We start from the raw sequence: 24,663 nt of genomic DNA, 5'->3' as shown, positions 1-24,663 counted from the left end.
GGTTCGCCGCGGGGCAGCCGCGTCAAATCCGGCTAGGCCCGGGTCGGAAGGCTGCCGTAAGCGCTGCCGACCAAGTCCTCATGGGGTGCCGGATCCGAGGCGCCGCCCTTGCCGCGTACCGGGTCGGCGCTGAGGTAGGGGAGCAACTCGGGGACCGCGAGGGAGGGGAGCAGATACTTCCACAGCATCGAGATCCGGCCCGGCAGCGCCTGCCGCCGCTCGTACACCTGGGACATGATCTGGATTCCGGTGAAAGCACCCACCAGTATTCCGGCGACCTCCTCCACGTTCACTCCGGGCAGCAGTTCGCCGCGGTCCCTGGCTTCCGCCAGCAGATCCTCGACGAGGTTGATGGGCTCCTGGTACGGCGCCCGGTTCGGGTTCTTCCTGGACGCCTGGTCGACGCCGAGCCGAACCGCCGCCCGTAGCACCACATCGGTGCGCAGCCGTTCGGCGAAAAGCAGCGTGAGGTCGATGACGGCCTGCAGCCTGACTTTCCGCACCGGCGGTACGAGCGCCTCGGACTGGGCCGCCATCACCGCTTCGGCGAGCGCTTCCTTGGAGGGGAAGTGGAAATACAGCGCGCCCCTGGTGAAGCCGCCACGGGCGATGATCTCCGTCGTACTGGCGCCCTCGTAACCGAACTCGTCGAAGACCTCGGCCGCGGCCTGGAGAATCATCCGCTTGGTCCGGACCGCCCGCGCCTGCTGCGCCATTTCCGTCTCCCGACTCCCGCGAACTGGCACCGCATCACCCTAACCCAATGCCCGAAGTCCCAAGTCCGGCCGTTCCCGCACTTCATTCGGCGCACCCGTCACGGTCGGCGCCTGCTCCCCCGCCCATCGCCTTCCCCGTCGGACGGGTAACTCGGCGGCGGCACCCGGCAGTTACCGACCGGCGCGGGACCAGATCACGCCCACCGGCACCGCACGGGCCATCGCCCGTTGGCCCGCGTCGTCGGGGTGCAGATGGTCGCCGGAGTCGTAGTCGGGCCGCATCCGGTCGGGCTGGCTCGGGTCCCTGACGACGGCGTCGAAGTCCAGCACGCCGTCGAACAGCCGACTGCGCAGGATGAACGCGTTGACCGCGCGCCGGGTCCGCTCCCCCGCCGGCTGGTAGGCGGGGAATCCGCCGTACGGCGCGATGGTGCCCGCGACGACACGGACATGGTGGGCGTGCGCGCTGGCCACGAACCGGCTCAGACCGGCCTCGATCTTCCGCGGGTCGTACACGTGCGGGGTCTGCTGGATGTCGTTGATCAGGTCGACCAGCACCAGGGTGCGCACGCCGGGCACGGCCAGCGCCGGTCCCTCGCGGTGCAGGGCGCTGGTACAGGGGTGGCCGGGGCTGTCGGTCAGCAGGCGGGCGGCACTGACGCTGTCGTTGACGATCGCCACCGGCACATGGTCGTGTCGCAGCCGGGCGGCGAGCAGGCGCGGCCACGCGGTGCGCTCCCCTCCCGAGGTGTGGTACCCGGCCGCGATCGAGGCGCCGACCACCACCGTGCTGCCCCCGGCCGGAACCCTCGGTGGCGGTGGCACGGCCGGGCAGTGGGCGAAGGCGGCGGCGCGCGCGGCGGTGGGCTGCGCGGTGGGCTGCGCCGCGCCGCCGCTGGCCAGCGGCAGCAGCAGGGCGACGATCGCCGCCGACACCGCACCGGCCCGTACACCCGCTCTACCCACCTCAGACCTCCGCGGCTCCAGCGCGGGCACCGGACGGCGAGGTCAGCGGCCTGAGCAGCAGCCGCCGACACGGGCGCTCCACGCCTTCGTACAGTACCCAGGCCAGCGCGAGCGACACCGCGAACGCCAGGCCCGCGGCGGGCACCGCCTCCACCGCCGGGAGGTGCGGCGAAGCGGCGAACAGCCGGGCACCGGCGTAGAGCACCAGCAGATGGATCATGTAGAAGGCGAACGACAGTTCACCCAGTCGTACCAGCACGCGGTGCCGCCACATCGACGGCTCGCCGTTCATGTCGGCGCGGGCCGCGGCGGGCATCAGCAGCGCGAAGCCGATGATGGTCCCGGCCGCGTGCTCGGTGGCACCGCCGAGCCGGGGCGCCAGGAAGTAGCCGATCAGGGTGACCGCCAGCGACGCCTCCAGCCCGGGGCCGCGCCACCGGCCGAGCAGCAGCAGGCGGGCGCTGGCCGCGCCGAGGATGAACTCCGGCACCCGGGCGAGCGGGAACGAGTAGATGTGCCAGCCCAGCTGGAACTGGGTGTTCGCCCAGGGCAGTGCCATCACGGTGATGACGCTGGCGACCACCAGCAGGGTGAGGCCGCGCACCGACAGTCGGCGCAACGCCCACGCCAGGGCGGGGAACAGCAGGTAGAAGAAGGCCTCGCAGGCCAGCGACCAGCTGACCGGGTCGAGTGTCTGCCACCACGCGTACGTCCAGGAGTGCACCAGCAGCAGGTTCGCGGCGGCCTCCTCGCCGGTCGGCCGCATCGTCGGCGCCACCGTGTACGCCATCACCAGCGCGACCAGCACGGTCACCAGGTGCACCGGGTAGATGCGGGCGAAGCGCCGCCGCCAGAAGCCGACGGCCCGGTCCCGGGGCCGGGCCGACCACATCAGCACGAAGCCGGAGAGCACGAAGAAGAAGGAGACCCCGGTGTCGCCCGCGTCGAACCCCCAGGAGACGAAGCCCTGTCCCTCACCCCCGAAGTAGCCGAAGTTGTGGACGTGCAGCCCGAAGACGAGCAACGCGGCCATCCACCGCATGCCGGTGAGGGACGGCAGGGTGGTCCTCGGGGGGCGCGAGTCGAGCTGTGGGGAGTGGTCGGCGGGGCTCGGCCGCGTCATCACCGCGATCAAAGCCGTACCTGCCGATCCGAGCGAGCGAGAAACATGGCGAAACCAATCGATCTTCTGCGTGGGGGGAGTTCGCGACCGCGACCACCAGAGAACGACGTGGGGTAACGCCAATACCGCGCGTAAGGGTTCCAGGCACAGCTCGGCATGGCGCGTGGCCTTACGGGGGCCGACAAGCGCATGTCATTACCTAGCGTTACGCATCGGGGTCGCTGCCTGGCGCCACCGGTTTCCCAGGTGGCGGCCGGGCATCATGTTGTCAGTTCGAACCGCCCTCGACAACCGACGGTGTTCACCCGCGGTACTCAACCGGTGGCGCGCCCCGGCTCAACATTCGAACTGGGGAGCGGGGAAATCTTGGTCGGCGGGTCGAAGGGGCCACGCGTGGTGGTGGTCGCCGAACTGGCGGAACCGGAGGACCACTGAGCTGCCGGTTCGGTGGGCGCGCTGGAGGCCAGGGCCATCCGGGAGGACGTCGACGTGGTCTCGGTACGGTCCTTCGACGATGTCGTGGAGGTGGTGGTGCGCCGGGCGCTCAGCTTCTGGCTGGCCGCCTCGTCCAGGCTGACCGGGCGCTGGAGCTGGGCGGCCAGCCGGGCCGCCTCACGGCCGAGTGCGGCCACGTCCTCCCAGCGCAGATGGAGTACGACGGGGAGTTCGGCGCCGCCATCGGGGTGGGTGGCGATCGGAAGGCTGTGCTGCTCGCTCATCGGTGGTCCTCCGCGGTGTCCGGCCGGTGCGGGGCGTGCTGCGTGGAAGGTGCGACCTTGCGAACAGTGGTACGGGTGCCGGTGCCACCCGGTTCACCGGGTGGCACCGGCCGCGGCGTTACGGCCGCATCTCGTAGGCGCCGGCCAGCGCCTCGACCCGGGACCAGACACGGGCGGTGCGCTCGGCGTCGGCGACCGGGCGGCGGACCGCGTCCAGCGCCCACCGCTGCTGGGCCTCGGTGGCGGACTCCTTGCCGTGCAGCTCGACCGCGTGCCCGGAGAAGTCACGCACCAGCACGCCGAACAGCTCGTCCAGCACGTCCCGGTCCAGGCCGGTCAACTCGGCCTGCTCCAGGATCAACTGGCCGTGCACCACCAGGGCGAACAACTGGCCGACGGCGAGCAGCAGGTCGAGGTCCTTGCGCTGTGCCTCGTCGGGCGCGGCGGTGGTGACGAACTCGCACAGCGCGTCGGCCTGTTCGCGCAGCCGCGCCACGTTGGGCAGCTCCGCGTACGCGTCGTAGGCGGTGCGCCAGTCGTGGAAGCGGATGGCGCCCAGGCCCCGGGCCGGTCCCTGGCGGAACAGGAAGTCGTCGTCGGCCGGGTCCAGCCGACTGGGCACCGGCGGGTACTCGGCGGGCGCCAGCAGGTAGTTGCCCATGAACTTCAGGATCAGGGCCAGGTTGACGTGGACCGTGCCCTCCAGCTTCGGCAGGCCGCGGATCTCGGTGGCGGCCTGCGCGAAGTAGGTGTCCTTCTCGAAGCCCTTGGCGGCGATCACGTCCCACATCAGGTCGATGACCTTCTCGCCCTCGGTGGTGACCTTCATCTTGGTCATGGGGTTGAACAACAGGTACCTGCGGTCGTCCGGCGCCGCGGTGCGGAAGTAGTCGACGGCGCGGTCGCTGAACAGCTTCATGCCGACGAGCCGTACGTACGCGTCGGTCAACTCCCGCCGCACGTGCGGGAATTCGGTGACCCGGCGGCCGTAGAGGATCCGGTTGTGAGCGTGGGTGACGGCCTCGTACATCGCGTGCTCGCAGATGCCTATCGAGGCGGTGCACAGGTTGAACTTGCCGACGTTGACGGTGTTCAGCGCCGCGTCGAAGGCGGCGCTGCCGGTGTGCAGCACGTCCTCGGGGCGCACCGGGTAGCGCTCCAGGCGGAACTCGCTGACGTACTTCGAGGAGTCCACGACGTTCTTGACCAGGTGGTACGCCGGGTGGCCCGGGTCGGCGGCGAAGAAGACGTAGCCGTCCGGGCCCTCTATGTCGCTGCGGCGGCCGAAGACGGAGACCAGTCCGGCGGCGTTGCCGTTGCCGATGTAGTACTTGGAGCCGGTGGCGTGGAAACCGCCGTCGGCGTTCGGGGTGAGCACCATGTCGGTGGAGTAGATGTCCGCGCCGTGCGCCTTCTCCGACAGGCCGAACGCGAACACCTCGCCCTGGTCGAGCAGTTGGGCGGCGCGGGCGCGGACGGTGGCGTTGTCGCTCTGCCAGACCGGGCCGAGGCCCAGGATGGTGACCTGCCAGGCGTACCAGTAGTCGAGGCCGTAGAAGCCGAAGATCTCGTTGAGGGCGGCGATGCGCGCGGTGTCCCAGCGCTTGTCCTGACTGCCCGCGGCCTCCGCGGCCGGGGTGAGGAAGGTGGCGAACAGCCCTTCCTTGGCGGAGAAGGCCAGGAAGTCGTCCAGCCAGGCACGGCTGCGGTAGTCCTCGATGAGCCTGCGCTTGCCGCGCTCCTCGAACCAGTCGACCGTGGCGCGCAGCAGTCGGCGCGTCTCGGGGTCGAAGTGGACCGGGTCGTAGGTGTGCGGGTTGAACAGCGGGGCGTCGGCCATGGGCTGGGCACCTTTCTGTGCCGAGGGCGTCCTCAGTGCGGGTCGGGGTGCGCGCCGCCGAGGCGGCGCAGGGTGGCGAGCACGTCGTCCAGCCAGTCGAGGGTCATCCGCTCGTAGGCGATGCCGCCGCGCAGTACCACGTGCTGGAGCTGCGCTCCGGCGTCCAGTTCCGCGGATTCCGGGAAGTCCCGTTGCTCTCCGGCGAGATAGCGGGCCAGCCGCTCGGCGTGCACCGCGCGGTGGCGTTCGGTCTCGGCGATCAGCCCGGCGGGGTCACCGAAGGCGGCGCCGCGGACCTTGACCGCCAGGCTGTGCCGGACGCTCTCCGGTTCCACCGGCTCGGCCAGCCAGTCGGACAGCGCGCCGCGGCCGGGCGGGGCCACGGAGTACACCTTCTTGTCCGGTCGGCCGTCCTGGGCCACGTCGCGGACCTCGACCCATCCGTCCCGCTCCATGCGCCGCAGCACGCGGTAGATCTGCTGGTGGGTGGCGGTCCAGAAGTACCCGATGGAACGGTCGAAGCGCCGGGCCAGCTCATAGCCCGACCCGGGCTGTTCCAGCAGGGAGACGAGGATGGCGTGCTCAAGTGCCATGCGCCGCATCCTGCTATGCAACTCGTTGCATAGGCAAGGGCGCCCGCCCCCGGTGAGACACGGCTCACCCCCGTACCGCTACCGGCGGCACCCCGCCGGGCTGATTCACCGCGCTGACCGTGCGACCCTGAACAGCAGCCGAGGCCGCCCCACGATGGAGCGGCCTCGGCCTGGGTCTGACCGACGGGTGTCAGTCGACGGTGTAGCTGTACGGGATCGCCGCCAGAACCGAACCGGTGGTGCCGATCTGGTTGTTGGCGGTGGCCACACCGCCCGGAGCGGTCACCAGGTACAGCACGCCGTGCACGGTGCTGCCCTGCGTGCCGCGCGGGGTGATGGTGACGTCCAGCGAGCCGGTGGCGCCGGGCTTGACGGCGACCGGGTTGACGGCCGGGGCCGAGGCGTTCACCGCGAGCGCGAACGGGTCGTTGGTGCTGGAGGTCACCGCCGGGTCGAACGCCTGGGTGTGGGCGCTGGCGGTGATGGTCGACGTACCGGTCGGCGCACCGGCGGCCGGGAACGGGCCGATCTGCTGGACGTAGCTGCTCCAGAAGCCCGGAACCACCGGCTGCTTGGCGCTGCCGAAGTCCTTGACGACCGAGACGGTCGAACCGTCCTGCGCCTGCTTGAGGTCACCGAAGGAGTCCGGCGAACCGGCGGTGGCGCTCAACTCCAGTTGCGCGGGCGTCGAGGAGGCCGCGACGGAGGTCAACCGGTCGGTGCCCGGGGGCACCAGGAAGCCCGGGGTCGTCGAGGTCGGGTGCAGCGGCAGCGCGACGGTGGCCGAGGTGCCCTGCGGCACCAGCGGGACGTCCACCATCGTGGTCAGCCGACCGTCGGCCTGGATCATCTGGGTGGCCGCGGTGTTGTTGGTGTACGTCACGTGCACCGTGGTGGACTTGTTCGCCGCCAGCTTGGCGCTGACGTTGTCCGGCAGGCCGGTGGCGGTCGCCTGGTCCTGGTCAAGGCCGACGGTGCCATGGAACGGCTCGTTCAGCTCGGCGCCGCTGACCGGGTTGACGACGGTCAGCACGAACCGCCAGCGACCGGCCGCCGGGTTGACCGCGGTGGCCGACACGCCGCGCGCGGTACCGGTCAGCGCGCCGGAGGCGTTGAGCAGCGCGTTGCTCTCGATGTCAACGGGCGTGCCGTTCGGGCTGATCAGCGAGCCCTGCACCAGCACGTCGGGGTCGCTCAGCGTCACACCGGCGCGGATGTCGCGGTGGCCGGAGGGGACGTCGAAGGCGTAGCTGAAGGACTGCGCGGGCGAGTAGTCACGGGCGTTGCCGCCGGTGATCGTGCCGGTGAAGTCGCCGCCCTTGCCGGAGATCGGGATCAGGCTGCGCAGGATCACCGGGACGCTGGTGGTGTGGCCGTCCGACCCGGCGACGGTGATCGACTCGGCGCTGTCACCGCTGGTCGTCGGGGTGGTGAGGTGGACGCGCAAGGTGGTGCTCTGCCCCGGCGCGAGCCTGGTCACCTCCGGGCTGACCGAACCGTCCGGCACCGCGCGCTGGGTTGCGGTGTCCAGCAGCACCGGACCGGTGAAGCCGTTACTGCCCGCGGGGGTGTAGAAGATCGCCGTCCACTGGCCCGCGACCGGCTGCGGTACGTCAACGATGCCGAAGTTGGCCGATACCGGGCCGCCCTGCGGACGGGTGTTGGTCTCCAACCTGCCCGAGGGGTCCAGCAGCGTCATCCGGACCACCGGGGTCACGGTGTTGGCGCCCGACTTCTGCGGCTTGCCCTGCCAGGCGATCGACGCGGCGAGCCGGTCGGCACCCGGCGGCACGGTGAACTTCACCTCGTGGTGCACCCAGCTCGCGCCGTTGGTGGCGTAGGCGAACTTCGGGTCGGTGGAGGAGTTCAGCCGCACGGTCTGCCGGGAGTTCGCCAGCGGCGCGAAGGTACGGGTGGCGCCGGTCACCGTCTGGGTGGTGTGGCCGGTGTTGACGACGGTGACGTTGGCGGTGTGGCTGGAGCCCGGAGTGCCGGTGATGTCCTGCTGGCCGGTGGTGACGGCGAGGGTGTCGCTCTGCTTGGCGCCCGAGGGGCTGTGGTAGCCGCGGGCGGCCTCCACCGCGCCGCGTACGTTCAGCAGACCGGCGCCCTGCTCCTGGGCGGGCAGGCCGAGGTCGCTGGCGGTGCCGGTGAGGAGCTGCTTGACCAGCGCGGGAGTCGGCGACTGGCCGTGGTGGCTGTCCCGGTAGGCCTGGATCACCAGGGCGGCCGCACCCGCGGTCAGCGGGGCGGACTGGCTGGTGCCGCCGAACGGCTGGATCGCGCTGCCGGTGCCGTTGAAGTTGGTGCACTCGGTGTACTCGCTGATCTTCGGCGAGCACAGCGCCCAGTCCGCCTCACCCGGCGCGACCAGGTCCACGGTGCGTCCGGCCTGGGTGAAGCCACCGGAGGACAGCGCGGAGATGCGGTTGTCGGCCCAGGTGCCGTTGGAGAACTGGGCGGCGGCGTAACCGGTTTGCAGATACGTCTGGTTGTCCGTCGAGGCACCCGTGGAGATCACGTGCGGGTCGGTGGACGGGGTGCCGATGGTGCTGTTGATTCCGGCGTCGCCGCTGGAGACGGTCACCGTCACACCGGCGGCCACCGCCGCGTCGTTGAACAGCGAGATGGTGTCGTGCGCACCGCTGTCCGGGGTGACGTTGCTGCCGAACGACTCGTTGAGCACGTCGACGTGGGCGACCGAGACGGCGTAGTCGATGGACTGCAGGATCGCCGAGTTGGGGAACGTGGAGCCACCGGCCTTGAGGGCCACCAGTGACGCGTCGGGCGCGAAACCTTCGATACGGATGTTGCATCCGGCGGGCAGCGGGTGGGTGGGGTTGACGAACTTCGACAGGTCGTAGCTCTCCCGGCCCTGCGCGATCATCGCGGAGGCGTCGCCGAACGCCTCCGCGGCGCCGCTCGGCGCGTCCCAGCCGTCGCCCGAGAAGTCCTGGTGGTCGACGACCGCGTGCGTGCCGTCGGGGCGTATGAAGTCCGGGGCGTCGGGGTCGAGGCCGTCCGCGATGTAGGCGACCTTGACGCCCTTGCCGGTGGCGATCTGGTGGGCGCCGGGCGAGCCGGGGGTGCCCTCGACATGCGTCGAGTACAGCGCCTCGGGCTCCAGCAGCGGCTTGGACGGGTCGCTGGGGCAGATGGCGTACGGGTTCTTCCCGTTGCCGTTCGCCCTGGCGTTGGGGGTGACGGCCGTCGGCCCCTTCGCGCCGCCCTGGGGTCCCGGTGCGGCGGCGCTCGGCGGGGTCACCTTCACCGTCTCGTCCGGGACGACCGAGGCGACGGCGGGGTCGGCCGCCAGGGCGGCGCGCAGCGCCGGGCTGACGGCCGCCGAGAAGGCGTTGCCGACCACGAAGGTCTTGATGTGCGTGCCGCCGTTCGCCTTGACCTTCGCCAGCAGCGGGGCCTGGGCGGCGGCCGCCTCCTTGGCCCGGGTCTTCAAGTGCCCTGAGTCGGCGGGGGCGTTGGGGATCTGGTCCTTGAGGATAACGATCACAGGTGTGGGCGCTCTGTTGTCCGAGAGCGCCTGTGCGTTCGGTGCAGAAGTCAACGGAGCGCCGTTCGCGGTGGTCCCGAAGGTGAGGACCATGGACGCGGCGGCCAAGGTGACGCCTGCCAGCTGCGGTTTCCGCCAGCCGAACATCGACATCCTTTCGTCTGGAAAGACGTCAGGGGGTGTGCCAGGCCCACGCGTTCGGTTGTCGGACGCGTGCGTGCTGCTGGAACACCCGTCCCGACAAGCTCACGCATTCCAGCGCATCGGCGCCTTCCCGACAAGGGGTAATCGCGCAGATGTGCCCGACCAGTTCCACCACGCGGCTCAGGTCCAACTCGGCGTCGGCCGACGGGACTTGCGATGAGTGGCTGGCGGCCGACTGGCCGTCCCACCGCCAACGTCCTCACCCGGCAGGAGCGTTGCGGCGCACGTGGTTCGCGGTCAGGCGGCGGACTGCGCCGGTCGCCGGTCCCTGGCGGTCCGGTCGACCAGCAGGTGGGCGTGGACCCGTGGGCCGAGCGCGGTCACCACGACGGCTATCGCCACCGCGACGACGGCGTCGGGAGACGGGACGTACGGGCTGAGCAGCAACTGGGCGAGGAGGGCGGCGATGACCAGGGTCAGTTTCGCGGCGATCAGGCGTGCGGCCGAGAAGGCGGGCCGGGTCGCCGGGTGCGCCGCGCCCGCTCGTCCCCGGTAGGCGTTTCGGACCTGCAACGGGATCGCCGCGACGGCGAGCGAAACCGCCACCCCCGGAATGACGAGCGAGTGGCTGGCCCGAGGATCCAGCACGGCCCCCAGAAGGTGGCTCACCCCGAAGGCGGCGACCAGCACCAGGAGCCTGGCGGCGATCAGTTGGGCCACGAACCGGCCGGGGTGCTCGCACTCGTAGATCTTCGAGGCGAGGCGGCGCTGGGCGCGCAGCAGCAACGGCGGGACCATCAGCAGCATGACGCCCGTGCGCAGGGCGTGTTCCCACGCTGGCTCACTGCCCTCGCTCAGCCAGACGACGGCCATGCACATGCCCATGGCGGCGTAGCGGGCCCGCGTTCGGTCCAGTGCCACGGCGCTCAGCCTTCGTCCGAGGCCGCGTTGATGCCCGTGAACAGCCAGTTGAGGGCCTGGCCGAAGAGTTCCTCCGACACACAGTCGGGGTCGATGCGCCGCTGGCGGACCAGCCCGATGAACAGCGCAGCCACCACCGTGGACACCTCCTCGACGCAGACCCCGTCGGGCGCGCCGCGCCGGGCCATGGCCGCGCCGACCAGGCCCTCCAGCGCCTGGTGCGACTCGCGCACCGAGGCCGCCAAGGCGTCCATCACCCGCGGGTTGCGGATCGCGTAGAGCCAGAACTCGGCCTGGAGCGCGGCGAATTCGATGTCCTTGTCGGCGACGTCGACCAGCAGCCGCCCCAGTTCCGCGACCGCCTCCCCGGTGCCCGCTCCATGGGCGTCCAGGGCCTGGGCGGCCGCCGCCAGACGGTCCCGCCTGCGGTCCGAGAGCAGCTCCAGGAACAGCGCTTCCTTGCTGCTGAAGTTCGAGTACAGCGCGCCCGTGGAGAAGCCCGCGGCCTCGGCGATCTCCTCCACCGAGGCACCGGTGAAGCCCTTGCGGGCGAAGGTGCGCGCCGCCGCGTCCAGCAGTAGTGCGCGAGTCCGTGCCTTGGTCTCGGCCCTGGTCAGCCGCCGCCGCACCGGTTCCTCAGGCTGTGCATCCATGTCATGGAGGCTATTCAGATAGTGACCGCTATGTCAAAGCCTCGATAGCGTGTACAGTCCGAATAGCGACCACTATTTGAGTTGCGCCCGCGATGCCGAGCCCGGGCACGACCGGGCCGCAGGCCCTGGTCAGCGGGCGGACGCCGCCCCGCGGAAAGGGAGAGAGATGACCAAGCAGTCCCCACCGGACACGCTCCGGCTTGTGGTGGACCTGAACCGTTGCCAGAACTACGGCCAGTGCGTCTACGCCGCACCGACGGTCTTCCGGTTCCACGGCGAGGAGTCGCTGGAGTACGACTACGCGCCCGGCGAGGCCGCACGTCGCGAGGTCGAGCGGGCCGCCGCCGCGTGCCCGGTACAGGCCATAGCGCTGGGCGCGGCCAACGAGCCGTCGCCGCTGAGCGCGGGGAGTGACCGATGAGGGCCGACCGCACCGTGGTGGTCGGTGCCTCGCTGGCCGGGCTGCGCGCCGCGGAGGCGCTGCGGGACGAGGGGTTCACCGGCGAGCTGACCCTGATCGGCGACGAGCCGCATGAGCCGTACGACCGTCCCCCGCTGTCGAAGGCGGTGCTGTCCGGCTGGCTGCCCGCCGACCACACCACGCTGCCCCGGCTGCGCGACATCGACGCCCACTGGCTGCTGGGCACCGCCGCGACCGGCCTTGACGTGCCCGGCCGCCAGGTGGTGCTGGCCGACGGGCGCCGGATCCGGTACGACCGGCTGCTGATCGCCACCGGAACCCGCGCCCGCCCATGGCCCGAGCAGGCCGGAGGCGGCCTGCGGGGCGTCCACGTACTGCGCGGCCGGGAGGACGCCGAGCGGCTGCGCGCGGCGCTGCTCGCCGGTCCGCACCGGGTGCTGGTGATCGGCGCGGGCTTCACCGGCGGCGAGGTCGCCTCGTCCTGCCGGGACCTCGGCCTCGCGGTGACGGTGACCCAGCGCGGCGCGGCCCCGCTGGCGAGCGCGCTGGGCGGGGTGGTCGGCCGGGCCGCCGCCGACTGGTACCGCGACGCCGGAGTCGACCTGCGGCTGAACACCACGGTCCGCACCCTGGAGGGCGACTCGCACGGCCGGTTGCGGCGCGCGGTGCTGTCCGACGGCAGCACGGTGGAGGCCGAGGTGGCCGTCGTGGCGACCGGCGCGGTCGCCAACACCGGCTGGCTGGCCGGATCCGGCCTGGCCGTCGACGACCACGGCGTGACCTGCGACGCCACCTGCCGGGTGCTGACTCCCGACGGCGCCGTCGTACCGGAGGTCTTCGCCGCGGGCGACATCGCCCGCTGGCCGCACCCCCGCTACCCCGGGCAGTTGCTGCGGCTCGACCACTGGGACAACGCCGTCCGCCAGGCCCGCACCGCGGCGCACAACATGGCCCACGGCGGCCACCGGGTCCACCAGCCGCTACCGGCCTTCTGGTCCAACCAGTTCGGGGTCAACTGCAAGTCCGTGGGCCTGCCCGCCATCGCCGACCAGGTGGTCATCACCCAGGGCACCCTGGCCCAGCGCCGCTTCGTCGCCGCATACGGGCGCGACGGGCGGCTGGTGGCCGCCGTGGCCGTCAACTCCCCCCGGGTACTGGGCGGTTACGCCGCCCTCATCGAGGCCGGGGCACCCTTCCCACCCGTGCTCAACGCCCCCGACGGCCCACCCCAACCCACCGCCGTGGACGCCGAGTTCCCGCGCCGATCAACAGCCGCGACAGCCGCAGCAACCGCAGCAACCGCAGCAACCGCAGCAACCGCGACAGCCCAACGCCGACCCGTCATGACCGCACACCCGTAAGGGAGCACGTTGATGACCACCACACAACTTTCGCCCACCGACCTGTTCGCCCAGGTCATGCGGTACGACAACCGCGCCGACCCGTACCCGTGCTACGCGCTGATGCGCGAGCGGCCGGTGGCGCGCATGGAGAACGGGACCTGGCTGGTCAGCGGCTACCACGAGATCGCCCAGCTACTGCACGATCCGCGGATCAGCGCCGACCGGCTCAACCCGCAGGCCCCCGAGCCCGCCCTCCGCAGTCTGCTGGTCCAGGACCCGCCGCGGCACGACCGGCTGCGCCGCCTGGTCACCGGGGAGTTCATCCCCCGGATCATGGGCATGCGCGACCACATAGCCGAACTGGTGGACCAACTCCTCGACGCCCACACCGGTTCGGGGCCGGGCCAGCTCGACGTGGTGACCGACCTCGCCTATCCGCTGCCGGTCACCGTGATCTGCGAACTGCTCGGCGTACCGCGCGAGGACGAGCCGGTCTTCGGCGCCCTCTCACGTCGGCTCACCCTCGCCCTGGACCCCGTCGACTCGCCGACCGAGGAGCAGATCCGCGACGCCCAGCAGGCCCGCGACCAACTGCTCCAGTACCTGGAGGGTCTCATCCAGCAGCGCCGGGCCGAGCCCGGTGACGACCTGCTGTCCGCCCTGATGGCCAGCGGCGACGACGAGGGCCCGATGGGCCCGGTGGACCTGCGCGTCACCCTCGTGCTGCTGCTCATCGCCGGTCACGAGACCACCGTCAACCTGATCGCCAACGGCACCCTCGCGCTGCTGCGCGACCCGAACGTGCTCGCCCGGCTGCGCAGCGACCCCGACCTGGCCACCCCGCTGGTGGAGGAGGTGCTGCGCTACGACCCTCCGGTGCAGATGTCCGGCCGCAGCACGCTCGCCGACATCGACATCGCGGGCACCACCATCCCCAAGGGCTCAAGGCTGCGCATCATGCTCGCCGCGGGCAACCGCGACCCGCGCCGCTTCCCCGACCCGGACCGCTTCGTCCCCGACCGCGCGGACAACGCCCACCTCGGCTTCGGCGGCGGCATCCACTACTGCGTGGGCGCCGCACTGGCCCGCGCCGAAGCCCAGTTGGCACTCACCGCCCTGGCCAACCGCCTGACCGCCCCCCGCCTGGTCGCCGACCCACCCCCCTACCGGCGAAACGCCGCCCTGCGCGGCCCGGAACACCTTTTGGTCGCCTACGACCGGCTGACCAACCGGTAAGGCCCACAGGGCAGTTGACCGGCTGACCGGTACCGCCCGCCGCCGTCCCGCTACAGTTTCCGGTGAGGCTGTGGGGAGACGGCGGTGGGGCAACAGGTGGGGCGTCGGTTCTTTGTCGCGTTGGGCAGCGGTCGCTACTGCCACCTGCCGGAGGAAGAACAACTGCGCCACGTTCCCGCCGACATCCGCGCGATGGCCGAGTTGTTCACCGGCTTCGGATACCAGCCGGTGCTCCCCGGACTCGGTGAGTACGACAGTGCGGAACAGGTCCGGCAGAAGCTGCGCCACTGGTCCGACGACGCCGACCTCACGCCGGACGACGTGGTGGTGACGTACTTCGCCGGGCACGGCGTCGTGGCGGACCGCGACCGGCACTACCTGATGTGCTGGGACTCGCACGACGAGGACCCGGCGACCACCGCGCTGGCCACCGAGGACCTGGTGCGCATCCTGTGCCGTGGCCGACTGCGCAACCTCCTGCTCATACTCGACACGTGTTCAGGCGGCGCGGGCGGTGCGGAGGCCGCCTCGCTCGCACTGCACACGATCGCCTACCGGTACGGCTCCGGGGACTCCACCGGCCTGTGGTTCCTGGCCTCCGCCCGTCGCAAGGACGTCGCCGAGGACGGTGTCTTCGTCTCCGCCCTCGCCGACGCGGTGCGGACCACCACCAGCCGTACCGGGCAGCGCCAGCGGTACCTGGACCTCACCGAACTGGTGAAGGCGGTCAACGAACGCTGGGAGGCGGAACGGCGCGGTCAGCGCGCCGAGTTGGCCAGCGGCCTGGTCACGGGGCTGGCACCGTTCCTGCCCAACTCCGGCTACCGGGAGGAACTCCCGCCCATCGGGACCGACCTCGAAGTGCAGCGCCGGGTCGCCGAGCAGGACCTGGCCGAGCACTTCGGCCCGCGGTCGCGCGGGGTGGAGTTCGAGTCCGAGCAGGGGCTGTACTTCAGCGGACGCGTCCGCGTGCTGTCCGAGCTGGTGAGCTGGCTGACCGCCGACAACGGTGACGGCAAGGGCAGGGTGGTCACCGGCAGTCCCGGCTGCGGCAAGTCGGCGGTACTGGGCAGGATCGTCGCGCTCTCCGCCAGCCAGTACCGGACCAGGATCGATCTGACGGACGTCGATCCGGCGACCGTCGTGCCCGAGGGATGTGTGACGGCCGCCGTCCACGCCCGGCACAAGCGCCTGGAGGACGTGGTCGACCGGATCGCCTGCGCACTGGGCGTCGCGGCGGAGGGCACGGCCTCCCTGCTACAGGAACTCACCCGGCGCGGACGCCAGTCACCACCATTGGTCATCGTCGTGGACGCGGTGGACGAGGCCGGGTCCGACACCGCGGCCGACGCCGGAGGCCACGGCGAACCACGGCGCATCACCCGGGAGTTGCTGCGCCCGATGTCGGAGATCCGGGGCGTACGGCTGCTGGTAGGCACCCGGCACGAGCTGGTGACCCCGCTGGGACCGACGTTCGTCTGCCTCGACCTGGACCAGCCGGGCTACCGCGCCAACACCAGCGATGTCACCGGTTACGTCACCAGGGTGCTGCTCGCCCCGGACGAGCCCGAGGTCCCCACTCCGTACCGCGGCCGACCGGAGCTGGCCACAACGGTCGCCCAGAGCGTGGCCGCGAAGGCCGCGGGCGTCTACCTCTACGCCAGGACCACCGCCCGGACCCTGCGCTCGGACCGGGCCGTGGTCGACGTCTCCCGCCCCGGTTGGCACGAGGAGTTGCCGAGCGAGGTCGGGGAGGCGTTCGACGACTACCTCGCCCGCTTCGGTCCCGATGAGCCCCGGGTGCGCAGGATGCTGCTCGCCCTCGCCTTCTCCGAGGGCAAGGGGCTGCCGCGCGGCCGGGTGTGGACGACGCTGAGCACGGTCATCTCCGGGGTGCCGTGCACAGAAGAGGACGTCTCCTGGGCGCTGGACGTGGCGGAGGCGTACATCGCCGAGGTCATCGACGACGACCACCGCTCCGTCTACCGGCTCTACCACAAGGCCCTGGCCGAGCACCTGCGGGCGACCACCGACCGGCCGCCGGAGGAGGTCCAGCACCTCGTCGTCCAGGCGCTGCTCTCCCTCGTTCCGGCGACGGCCGACGGCAGGCGGGACTGGTTCGCGGCCGCTCCCTACGTACGTCAGCACCTGGCCACCCACGCGAGCGCGGGCGGCAGGCTCAGCGAGCTCATAACGGACCCCGGATTCCTGCTCGCCTGCGAACCGCTCGCCCTGCTGACGGCGTTCGCCTCCGTGGACGGCGACGCCGCGCGGCGGATCCGCAGCTCCTACGAGCAGATCGCCCACCGGCTCACCCCGGACCGGCCGCTGGGCGGCCGGGCCGCCGATCTGCAACTGTCCGCACGTCGCTGCGAGGCGAACGAGCTCGCCGACCGCGTGGATGACCTCGGCATCTGCCTTCCGTGGAGCGCGCGTTGGGCCTGGTGGTCGGCGAGCGGGGTGCACCGGTTGTTGAGCGGGCACACCAAGCCGATCAGATGTGTGGCCGTTGGGAAGCTGGACGGACGGCCCATCGCCGTGACCGGCTCCATGGACACCACCGCAAGGATCTGGGACCTGACCACACAGCGGCAGATCGGTGAACCGCTGCGGGTCGGCGTCTCGGTGCGGGCCGTGGCCATCGGTGAACTGGGCCACTACACCGTGGCGTTGACCGGTGGGGTGGACGGCACGGTCCGGGTCTGGGACCTGTCGGCGGGGCAGGAGTACGGCTCGCCGCTGACCGGACACACCAACAGTATCGAGTCCATCGTCATCGGCTCGCTCGCCGATCAGCCCGTGGCGCTCACCACGAGCAGCGACGGCACGGCCCGGATCTGGGACCTCACGAGCAGAAGACAGCTCGGCTGTGATCTGGCCGCGCACCGACGCACGGTGCGCAGCGCCGCACTCGGTGAGCTGGACGGGTTGCCCCTCGCGGCCACCGGAGGGGACGACAAGGCCGTCCACGTCTGGAACTTCGGCCCGCTGTCCACCGGAGCTGACCCGCTCCTCCACGGCGCTCCCCTCATCGGAGCGGCGGAGGCGGTCACCGCGGTGTCGGTGGGATCGATGGACGCGCGAACCGTGGCACTGGTCGGCGACAAGGCGGGCATGCTGAGCCTGTGGGACCTGGCCCAAGGCCGCCAGATCGGCGAACCGGTAAGGGCGCACGTCTACTTCACGCGCAGCGGGGTCGCCTCTGTGGAGATCGGAGAGTTCGACGGCCGTCCCGTCGCCCTCACCAGCGGAAGACTCGAAGCCCGGCTGTGGGACCTGCGTTCGCTGCGGCAGATAGGGCAACCACTGCGCGGGCACGTGGACGACATCAACGCCGCCGCCTTCGCCGACGGCGTCTCCCTCGCGGTCACCGTCAGCGACGACCGCACCGCGCGGATCTGGGACCTGGCGACAGACCAACCCGCCGAAGGCCATGCCGGTGCGGTGACGTCCGTCGCGTACTGCGATGCCCAGGGGCACCCCTTGGCCGTCACCGGTGGCGAGGACGGCACCGCCCGGGTGTGGGACCTGCGCACCCGCAAGCAGGCCGGTCCTCCTTTGGAAGGCCACTCGGGACAGGTACTGGCCGTGGCCGTCGCGCAGTTCGGTGGGCGGATGGTGGCCGTGACGGGCGGCTCCGACACCATGGTGCGGACGTGGGGCGTACTCCACGGCACTCCGGTGAGCCGGTCCCTGGAGGGGCACACCAACGCCGTGCGGTGCGTGGCGCTCGGGACGTTGGAGGGCGCGCCGGTCGTCATCAGCGGCAGCGAGGACGGAACCGTCCGTGTCTGGGACATGTTCACCGGGGAGCTCGTCGTCCCGCCGCTGACGGGACACATCGGTGGGATCCGGCACCTGGCCGTCCGGGCGACCGGCCAGGCGCTGGAAATCGTCATCGCCACATCGCTGGCCCACACATACGCATGGCGGTTGAGCGGGCGTGGGCTGCTGCCCCCCACCCATCCGTACGCGCACTTCAATGTCGAGGACCTCGCGCTCACCGCCAGTTCGCTGGCGGTCGCGTTCGAAGCGGACCGGCCGGTGGTGCTGGTCACCCGTGAGGGCAACGGCGTCTATGTGTACGACATCGTGACGCGCTCCGCCGTGGGCCAGCCCATGCTTGGTCACACCTCGCGCGTTGTGGTCGGCAGCCTCGGCCGCCTCGGCGGGAGGACCGTGGTCGCATCCGTGTCCTTCGACAGCACCGTGCGCCTCTGGGACTTGGAGACGGGCAGAGCCATGGGTCCTCCACTGGAGGGCGACACCGCCGTCGGATTGCTGGAGTACCACCCCGCGCCGGTACTGGGGGAGGTGGACGGGGTGCCAGTGGTGGTGGTCCGGTACTCGTACGAGGTGCGGGTCTGCGACCTTGACTCCATGCGTCCCGTCGGCGAGCCGTTGTGCGGTGCGGAACAACGCCTGATCTCGGCGAGCATCATCCGTACCACTGACGGCAGTACGGCCGTCGTCACCGGCGGCCTGAACGGAACGGTACGGACCCACGATCTGGACGACGGGCGGCAGATCGCGGCTCACATCATCTCAGCCAATCAGGCCGCCTACGAAGTGTCGGCCACCGAAATGAACGGGGCCGTTCTGCTGCTGCGCACCACGGTGTTGGGGGCCGAAGTCTGGGACCTCGGTAGCCGAAAGCGGCTGGGCAGGCGCTCAGGCGTGACCTTCGCAGGCTGCCTGTGCTCCCTCGACAACCGTCCCGTCGCCGTGTCGGTGGCACGGGACTACACCCTGCACGCCTGGGACGTCCACACCCAGGCACCGGTGTGTCGTCCCATGGCCGGACACACCTCGGACGTCCTGGCCGTGCGTGCCGCGACAGTCAACGGTACGCCCGTGGTCGCCAGCGCCGCCTTCGACGGGACGGTACGGCTGTGGGACCTGAGCACCGGCCAGCCGTTCCGGCCTCCACTCGGCCACCACGACAGGGGCGCCTACTGCGTTGACTTCGCCCATCTCGACCGGGAGCTGGTCGTCTCCGGTGCGGGTGACGGGCGGGTGCGCGTCTGGGACGTGGCCGACGGGACCGACGTCAGCCCGGACCTGAAGCCGTTCGCCTCCGCGATACGGGCCGTCCGCGTGGCACGACTGCAGGGCACCCCAACGGTGATCGCAGCCGACCAATACGGCCAACTGCGGGTCTGGGACATGAAGTCCCCCACCTGGACCGCCGAACTCGACATCGGCAGCGGCATCAACGACATCGCTTCCGACGACACCGGCCGCATCTGTGTCGCCACCGACATGGGCGCGGTCGCCCTGCGCCTCAACCTCACGCCGCCTCCCGCGAAGGGATTTGCATGAGCCGGATCGTCCTCGTCCACGGCATCGCGCAGCAGGTCAAGGGAGCGGAATCACTGCTGACCGACTGGTTTCCAGCACTGTCGGACGGCCTTGCCCTCGCCGGTGGGCAGGTGGACCGCGACGATGTCGCCATGGCGTTCTACGGGGACCTGTTCCGCCCCGCGGGCCATCGTGGCCTGGCGGTACCGGAGTTGGACGCCTCCGATGTCGAGGACGGTATCGAACGCGAACTGCTCCTGCTCTGGTGGGAGTCGGCCGCCCGCCAGGAAACGGCGGTCACCGGTCCGGAGGCCGCCGTACGGCTGCGCGCCCCCAACGTCGTGCAGCGGGCGCTGGACGCGCTCAGCCACTCGTCGTTCTTCGCCGGGTTGAGCGAACGCCTGATGATCTCCAGCGCACGGCAGGTCCGCCGCTACTTCACCGAGCCGGAAACACGGGCACGGGTAAAGGAACGCCTGGTGCGGGAGGTGACCTACGAGACCCGGGTGATCGTCGCCCACTCACTGGGCAGCGTGGTCGCGTACGAGGCGCTGTGCGCCCATCCCGAGTGGCCTGACCTCACGTTGGTCACGTTGGGCTCACCACTCGGCGTGTCCAACGTCGTCTTCGACCGTCTGACACCGGCACCGGCCAACGGACGCGCCCGCTGGCCGGTGCCGGTCAAGCGCTGGACCAACGTGGCCGACCAGGGCGACGCGGTCGCCCTGGTGAAGGCCCTCGCGCCCGCGTTCGGCGAGCGGGTCACCGATCTCCTCGTCCACAACGGTGCCAAGGCGCACGATGTGCGGCCGTACCTCACGGCGGTGGAGACGGGACGGGCGGTCACCGCCGGACTGGGTGCGTGATCTCGCCGCCGACCACCGTGAACGCCGGGGCGCTTCGAGCAGTTTCGCCGGTGAGCAGGTCCGCCACCGTCCCGTCGTTCCCCAGCCCTCCGATTCACCGGAAAATCCGAGTATTCCGGACTTTATTGCAGCGGCCATGTAGCCCGTGCCATCGTCGAATACACCACGCCGTTGGATTCGCACGATGTTGTCAAAGTGGGCTGGCTCCTATTCCGCCGCCCGAAATCCCCTTTTCCCCTTGCCGGTTGTCTTCCTGACGCGACGCACCACCAGTTAGGAGGGAATGTGTTCCAGTGATCACCGGCAGCGACAGGGGAAGCGCCCGGACTCGGTTGCGCGGTCTACTGCCCAGCCGGGACGACCTCGTTGCCATGCGACGCTGCCCGCGCAAGGACGTGCTGGCCGGGCTCATGGTCGCCGTCACCGCGCTTCCGCTCGCCCTCGGACTGGGTGCCGCGTCGGGCCTCGGCCCGCAGGCGGGGTTGGCCAGTGCGGTGGTGGCCGGTGGTCTGGCCGCGCTGTTGGGCGGTTCCGACCTTCAGGTGTCCGGTCCCACAGGGGTGTTGACGGTGGTGATCGCACCCGTCGCTCACCGCTTCGGTGTCCGTGGTGCGCTGACCGTCGGGCTGATGGCCGGGTTGCTGACCATGGCTTTGGCGCTGCTGCGGGTGAGCGGATGCCTTCGCTACCTTCCGGCGCCCGTGGTCAGGGGATTCACCATCGGCAGCGCCGCCGTGATCGCCCTTCAGCAGATCCCGCCCGGCGTGGGAACCGCCGTACGTCCGCGCGGCACCGTCATCGAGGCCGCGATCAGGTCCGCCGCCCACCCCAACTGGGTCGCGCTGGCGCTGTGTTCAGCGGTGGTGTTCGCCCAGCTGGCCGGTGGCCGACTGCTGCCGAACCTGCCGTCGGCCCTGGTAGCCGTGGTCGGCGCCACCGCCGTGGTACGGGTGTCGCGGCTGCCGTTGCCGTCCATCGGGCATGTGCCGTCCAGTCTTCCGCGTCCGTCGCTGGGCTTCGTGGAACCGCGCTGTGTGCCGATGCTACTGCCGTCGGCGGTGACCGTCGCGGCGGTGGTGGCACTGGAGGCGCTGATCACGGCCGCGGCGGCGGACGCGATGAGCGGCGGTGAACCACACGACGGGGACCGGGAGTTGTTCGGGCAGGGCGTGGCCAACCTGGCCGCGTCGCTGTTCGGCGGACTGGCGGCGACCGGGACCGTGGTCCGTACCGCCAACAACGTGCGGCAGGGGGCGTGTTCACGGCTGGCCGCCCTGGTGCACGCGGTGGCGTTGGCGGCGCTGTCGTTCGCCGCCGCGCCGCTGGTGGCGACGGTGCCGCTGTGCGCGCTGGCCGGGGTGCTGATCGCCACCGCGGTACGGATGGTGGACGTCCGCTCGCTGCGGGCGCTGGTGAGGGCGGACCGGGGGCAACTGGTGGTGGTCGCGGTGACGGCGACGGTCACGTTGGGGTGCGGTCTGGTCGCCGCAGTGGGCGCCGGGGTTGTGCTGGCCGCGGGCCTGGCGCTGCGCGCGGTGGCGCGTTCCGCCTGTGTGCGACGGGAGGCCGATGGCCAGCCGCTCGCCGTCTACCGGATCGAGGGGCCGCTGCTGTTCGCCTCGGCCGCGCGACTGCTGCGGCCGGTGCTGCGGTGCCGGGCGTCCGTCGTCGTGCTGCGCCTGTCGCGGGTCACCGCGGTCGACACGACCGGGATCCTGGCACTTCGGGACGCGGTCGCCGCGTTGGCCGGACGCGGAACCCTGGTGCTGGTGTGCGGCGTCCGCGACGAGCATCTGCGGCCCATGGAGGCGCTCGGCGCCCTGGCCGGACTGCGCGCCACCGGGCGGCTGTTCGCCACCGACGCGGAAGCCGACGCCTACGCACGGGCGAAGCTGGGCCTGCCGCGCGGCGTCATGCCCAGCCAGGCCGAACCCCGCTACCGGTGATGCGACGGCGGGATGGTGTCGAGGCCCGGTGCCGGTTCCGGCAAGGCGAGCAGCACGGGACACGGCGCGTGGTCGGCCAACCCCGCAACTCCCCTTCCGGGTAACGGGAATGGCAGGATGGCCGCTACCAACGGGAGGGGTTTTCGAGGCATGTCCATCATCCACCGCACCACGTTGACGCCGAGCAAGCTGGAGCTGCTCTCGGCATGGCTGCCCGCGCAGCCCTGGCACCTCGGCGCCGCCGGGCGCACGCCGGAGCTGAGCAAGGTGGGCGGTTTCCGACTCGACGATCCGCGGGGCGAGGTCGGGATCGAGTTCATGGCGGCCACCGACGGGTCCGGTGACTCGCCGGTCACGTACCACGCGCCGCTCACCTACCGCGGGGCTCCGCTCGACAAGGCCGAGCACGCGCTCCTCGGCACCACGGAGCACGGGGTGCTGGGGCGCCGGTGGGTCTACGACGGCGTCCACGACCCGGTGCTCGTCACCCAACTGCTCGCCCTGATCGCGGGCCGGGCCGAGCCGCAGGCGCAGAGCGTGCACGACACCCCCGACCCGACCGTCACCAGCCACTTCGCCGAGAGCGGCCGGCTGGCGCCGGACGCGTCCTGGACCGTGGCCGACGGGCCGCACGGCACCGACCTCCTGGTACGCACCGGTGATCGGCAGCTGCGAGTCAGGGTGAATCGGGTACTCCGTCCCGAACAGGGCGAACCCCAGTCGCTATTGGGGCATGTCACCGCGAACTGGCGGCTAGCAGACGGCAGCCAGGCGCGCGGACTGTTCGCCGCCGTCCACGAGGCGTCGACCGAGTAACCGGCCGCCACCCCGCACCACGGATCGTCCGCGCGCCCATTTGGGGCTGTGCGACCGATCCGTACCCATCACCAGCGATCCGCTCCGGATCCCCCACTCTCCACCAACTCGCGGTCACACATCCCTTTCGCATCGCTTCCACACCACTACTCACGAGTACCACACCGCCTTCACCGATGCGGCGACGCTCCGAACGCGCGATCGGGTATCAAACGCGCCGCAATCTGGCAAAGATCCGTCACACAGTGCCTACCCCCTCTCGACGTTCTGCTTCTTTCCGATTACCGTCAGCGCTTCTCAGCCACTTGTTCACTTTTCAGCCACGAAACTGCTACGTACTGAGCCGGTCATGTTGCACCACAGGCTGGCCCCCTCAGACCCCCGCAAGGAGTACCCGTGAACGTGCCCCGTAATCGGGCGATCGGCGCCACCGGCGTCCTGGCCGCGGCGGCGCTCACCCTGAGCGCCTGTGGTTCCACGCCCGCCGCGAGCACCACGGCGAACGACAAGAACGCTTCAACCGCCACCTCGGCGGCCGACCTCGGCGGTATGGACGCCCTGGTGGCCGCCGCCAAGAAGGAGGGCACACTCAACGTCATCGCCCTGCCCCGCGACTGGGCCAACTACGGCGCGATCATCGACGGCTTCAGCAAGAAGTACGGCATCAAGGTGCAGGACGACAACCCGACGGGTTCCAGCCAGGACGAGATAACCGCCGTCACGTCCCGCAAGGGCCAGTCGAACGCGCCCGACGTGCTGGACCTGGGTTCGCAGTTCGCGCTCAGCGGCACCCAGCAGGGCCTGTTCGCCCCCTACAAGGTGGCCAACTTCGACCAGATACCCGCCGCCCAGAAGGACAGCAACGCCGACTGGTACAACGACTACGGCGGCTACATCTCGATCGGCTGCGACGCCAAGCGCGTCAAGGAGTGCCCGAAGACCTTCGCCGACCTGGTCAAGCCCGAGTACCGGGGCCAGGTCTCGCTCAACGGCGACCCCACCAAGTCCGGCGCGGCGTTCGGCGCGGTGTACGCGGCGTCCATGGCGAACGGCGGGTCGTTCGTGCAGATCCAGCCCGGCCTTGACTTCTTCGCCAAGCTCAAGCGCCTCGGCAACTACAACCCGGCGTTCGCCACCCCGGCCTCGATCGTGAAGGGCCAGACGCCGATCACCATCGACTGGGACTACCTGAACGTCGCCTACGCGGACACCTTCAAGAACAAGGGCGTCAACTGGCAGGTGAACGTCCCCACCGACGGCGTCTACGCCCAGTACTACTCGCAGGCGATCAACGCCAACGCCCCGCACCCGGCCGCCGCCCGGCTGTGGGAGGAGTACCTGTACAGCAACGACGGCCAGAACCTGTTCCTCAAGGGGTACGCCCGCCCGGCGATGATGGACGCCATGGAGGTCAACGGCAGCCTCGACCCCGTCGCCGCGGGCAAGCTCCCCGCGGTCTCCGGCTCGCCTGCCTTCCCCACCGAGGACCAGCTGACGACCGCCAAGCAGACTGTCGCCCAGAAGTGGGCGCAGACCATCTCATAGCAG

17 protein-coding genes are annotated in these 24,663 nt (G+C 70.9%); 8 read left to right on the top strand and 9 right to left on the bottom strand.

Going from position 1 to position 24,663, the window contains the following annotated elements:
* Window positions 1–32: 32 nt before the first annotated feature.
* The 9 genes from NON19_RS05685 to NON19_RS05645 form a co-directional block, all read right to left on the bottom strand.
* Entirely contained in the window at window positions 33–716 is a 684-nt protein-coding gene (locus tag NON19_RS05685) for a ScbR family autoregulator-binding transcription factor (protein ID WP_255925515.1), read from the bottom strand.
* A 171-nt stretch (window positions 717–887) separates the two neighbouring features.
* Entirely contained in the window at window positions 888–1,682 is a 795-nt protein-coding gene (locus NON19_RS05680) for a GDSL-type esterase/lipase family protein (protein WP_255925514.1), read from the bottom strand.
* A 1-nt stretch (window position 1,683) separates the two neighbouring features.
* Window positions 1,684–2,805 carry an acyltransferase family protein gene (locus tag NON19_RS05675; RefSeq protein ID WP_255925513.1) on the bottom strand — a complete coding sequence of 374 codons (1,122 nt, stop codon included), beginning with the start codon at window positions 2,803–2,805 and terminating at the stop codon, window positions 1,684–1,686.
* Between the two features lie 314 nt (window positions 2,806–3,119).
* Entirely contained in the window at window positions 3,120–3,524 is a 405-nt protein-coding gene (locus NON19_RS05670) for a hypothetical protein (protein ID WP_255925512.1), read from the bottom strand.
* A gap of 118 nt (window positions 3,525–3,642) precedes the next feature.
* The gene (locus NON19_RS05665) at window positions 3,643–5,364 is read right to left on the bottom strand and encodes an acyl-CoA dehydrogenase family protein (protein ID WP_255925511.1); all 1,722 of its coding nucleotides are present in this window, start codon (window positions 5,362–5,364) and stop codon (window positions 3,643–3,645) included.
* Between the two features lie 32 nt (window positions 5,365–5,396).
* A complete protein-coding gene (locus NON19_RS05660) occupies window positions 5,397–5,957 on the bottom strand; it encodes a PadR family transcriptional regulator (RefSeq protein ID WP_255925510.1) in 561 nt (186 codons plus the stop codon).
* Between the two features lie 190 nt (window positions 5,958–6,147).
* A complete protein-coding gene (locus NON19_RS05655; protein WP_255925509.1) occupies window positions 6,148–9,615 on the bottom strand; it encodes a S8 family serine peptidase in 3,468 nt (1,155 codons plus the stop codon).
* 294 nt (window positions 9,616–9,909) lie between these two features.
* Window positions 9,910–10,533 carry a hypothetical protein gene (locus NON19_RS05650; protein ID WP_255925508.1) on the bottom strand — a complete coding sequence of 208 codons (624 nt, stop codon included), beginning with the start codon at window positions 10,531–10,533 and terminating at the stop codon, window positions 9,910–9,912.
* A gap of 5 nt (window positions 10,534–10,538) precedes the next feature.
* The gene (locus NON19_RS05645) at window positions 10,539–11,186 is read right to left on the bottom strand and encodes a TetR/AcrR family transcriptional regulator (protein ID WP_255925507.1); all 648 of its coding nucleotides are present in this window, start codon (window positions 11,184–11,186) and stop codon (window positions 10,539–10,541) included.
* Between the two features lie 166 nt (window positions 11,187–11,352).
* Between NON19_RS05645 and NON19_RS05640 the strand changes: the two genes are divergently transcribed.
* From NON19_RS05640 to NON19_RS05605, 8 genes are all read left to right on the top strand, one after another.
* The gene (locus NON19_RS05640; protein WP_255925506.1) at window positions 11,353–11,607 is read left to right on the top strand and encodes a ferredoxin; all 255 of its coding nucleotides are present in this window, start codon (window positions 11,353–11,355) and stop codon (window positions 11,605–11,607) included.
* A complete protein-coding gene (locus NON19_RS05635; RefSeq protein WP_255925505.1) occupies window positions 11,604–12,968 on the top strand; it encodes an NAD(P)/FAD-dependent oxidoreductase in 1,365 nt (454 codons plus the stop codon). Before NON19_RS05640 ends, NON19_RS05635 begins: the two co-directional genes overlap by 4 nt.
* A 12-nt stretch (window positions 12,969–12,980) precedes the next feature.
* Window positions 12,981–14,186 carry a cytochrome P450 gene (locus tag NON19_RS05630; protein ID WP_255925504.1) on the top strand — a complete coding sequence of 402 codons (1,206 nt, stop codon included), beginning with the start codon at window positions 12,981–12,983 and terminating at the stop codon, window positions 14,184–14,186.
* A gap of 84 nt (window positions 14,187–14,270) precedes the next feature.
* On the top strand, window positions 14,271–19,508 hold the full coding sequence (locus NON19_RS05625) for a caspase family protein (protein WP_255925503.1): 5,238 nt from the start codon (window positions 14,271–14,273) through the stop codon (window positions 19,506–19,508).
* Entirely contained in the window at window positions 19,505–20,353 is an 849-nt protein-coding gene (locus NON19_RS05620; protein WP_255925502.1) for a GPI inositol-deacylase, read from the top strand. Before NON19_RS05625 ends, NON19_RS05620 begins: the two co-directional genes overlap by 4 nt.
* Window positions 20,354–20,724: 371 nt before the next feature.
* Complete coding sequence (locus tag NON19_RS05615) at window positions 20,725–22,299, top strand: SulP family inorganic anion transporter (protein ID WP_255925501.1); 1,575 nt, start codon at window positions 20,725–20,727, stop codon at window positions 22,297–22,299.
* A gap of 150 nt (window positions 22,300–22,449) precedes the next feature.
* Complete coding sequence (locus NON19_RS05610; protein ID WP_255925500.1) at window positions 22,450–23,115, top strand: maltokinase N-terminal cap-like domain-containing protein; 666 nt, start codon at window positions 22,450–22,452, stop codon at window positions 23,113–23,115.
* A gap of 396 nt (window positions 23,116–23,511) precedes the next feature.
* On the top strand, window positions 23,512–24,660 hold the full coding sequence (locus NON19_RS05605; protein ID WP_255925499.1) for an ABC transporter substrate-binding protein: 1,149 nt from the start codon (window positions 23,512–23,514) through the stop codon (window positions 24,658–24,660).
* The last annotated feature ends 3 nt before the right edge of the window (window positions 24,661–24,663 follow it).

Origin of the sequence: Streptantibioticus rubrisoli, assembly GCF_024436055.1 — a bacterium.
Taxonomy (GTDB): Bacteria; Actinomycetota; Actinomycetes; order Streptomycetales; family Streptomycetaceae; genus Streptantibioticus_A; species Streptantibioticus_A rubrisoli.
Note: the sequence above shows the minus strand (reverse complement) of the source record. Positions and strands in the feature narration are given on the sequence as shown.

Excerpts from the sequence above, each read along its gene's own strand:
- NON19_RS05685 (WP_255925515.1), bottom strand. The coding sequence starts at position 716 with ATGGCGCAGCAGGCGCGGGCGGTCCGGACCAAGCGGATGATTCTCCAG.
- NON19_RS05655 (WP_255925509.1), bottom strand. The coding sequence starts at position 9,615 with ATGTTCGGCTGGCGGAAACCGCAGCTGGCAGGCGTCACCTTGGCCGCC.
- NON19_RS05640 (WP_255925506.1), top strand. The coding sequence starts at position 11,353 with ATGACCAAGCAGTCCCCACCGGACACGCTCCGGCTTGTGGTGGACCTG.
- NON19_RS05610 (WP_255925500.1), top strand. The coding sequence starts at position 22,450 with ATGTCCATCATCCACCGCACCACGTTGACGCCGAGCAAGCTGGAGCTG.
- NON19_RS05665 (WP_255925511.1), bottom strand. The coding sequence starts at position 5,364 with ATGGCCGACGCCCCGCTGTTCAACCCGCACACCTACGACCCGGTCCAC.
- NON19_RS05635 (WP_255925505.1), top strand. The coding sequence starts at position 11,604 with ATGAGGGCCGACCGCACCGTGGTGGTCGGTGCCTCGCTGGCCGGGCTG.
- NON19_RS05645 (WP_255925507.1), bottom strand. The coding sequence starts at position 11,186 with ATGGATGCACAGCCTGAGGAACCGGTGCGGCGGCGGCTGACCAGGGCC.
- NON19_RS05615 (WP_255925501.1), top strand. The coding sequence starts at position 20,725 with ATGCGACGCTGCCCGCGCAAGGACGTGCTGGCCGGGCTCATGGTCGCC.
- NON19_RS05630 (WP_255925504.1), top strand. The coding sequence starts at position 12,981 with ATGACCACCACACAACTTTCGCCCACCGACCTGTTCGCCCAGGTCATG.
- NON19_RS05660 (WP_255925510.1), bottom strand. The coding sequence starts at position 5,957 with ATGGCACTTGAGCACGCCATCCTCGTCTCCCTGCTGGAACAGCCCGGG.
- NON19_RS05620 (WP_255925502.1), top strand. The coding sequence starts at position 19,505 with ATGAGCCGGATCGTCCTCGTCCACGGCATCGCGCAGCAGGTCAAGGGA.
- NON19_RS05675 (WP_255925513.1), bottom strand. The coding sequence starts at position 2,805 with ATGACGCGGCCGAGCCCCGCCGACCACTCCCCACAGCTCGACTCGCGC.
- NON19_RS05670 (WP_255925512.1), bottom strand. The coding sequence starts at position 3,524 with ATGAGCGAGCAGCACAGCCTTCCGATCGCCACCCACCCCGATGGCGGC.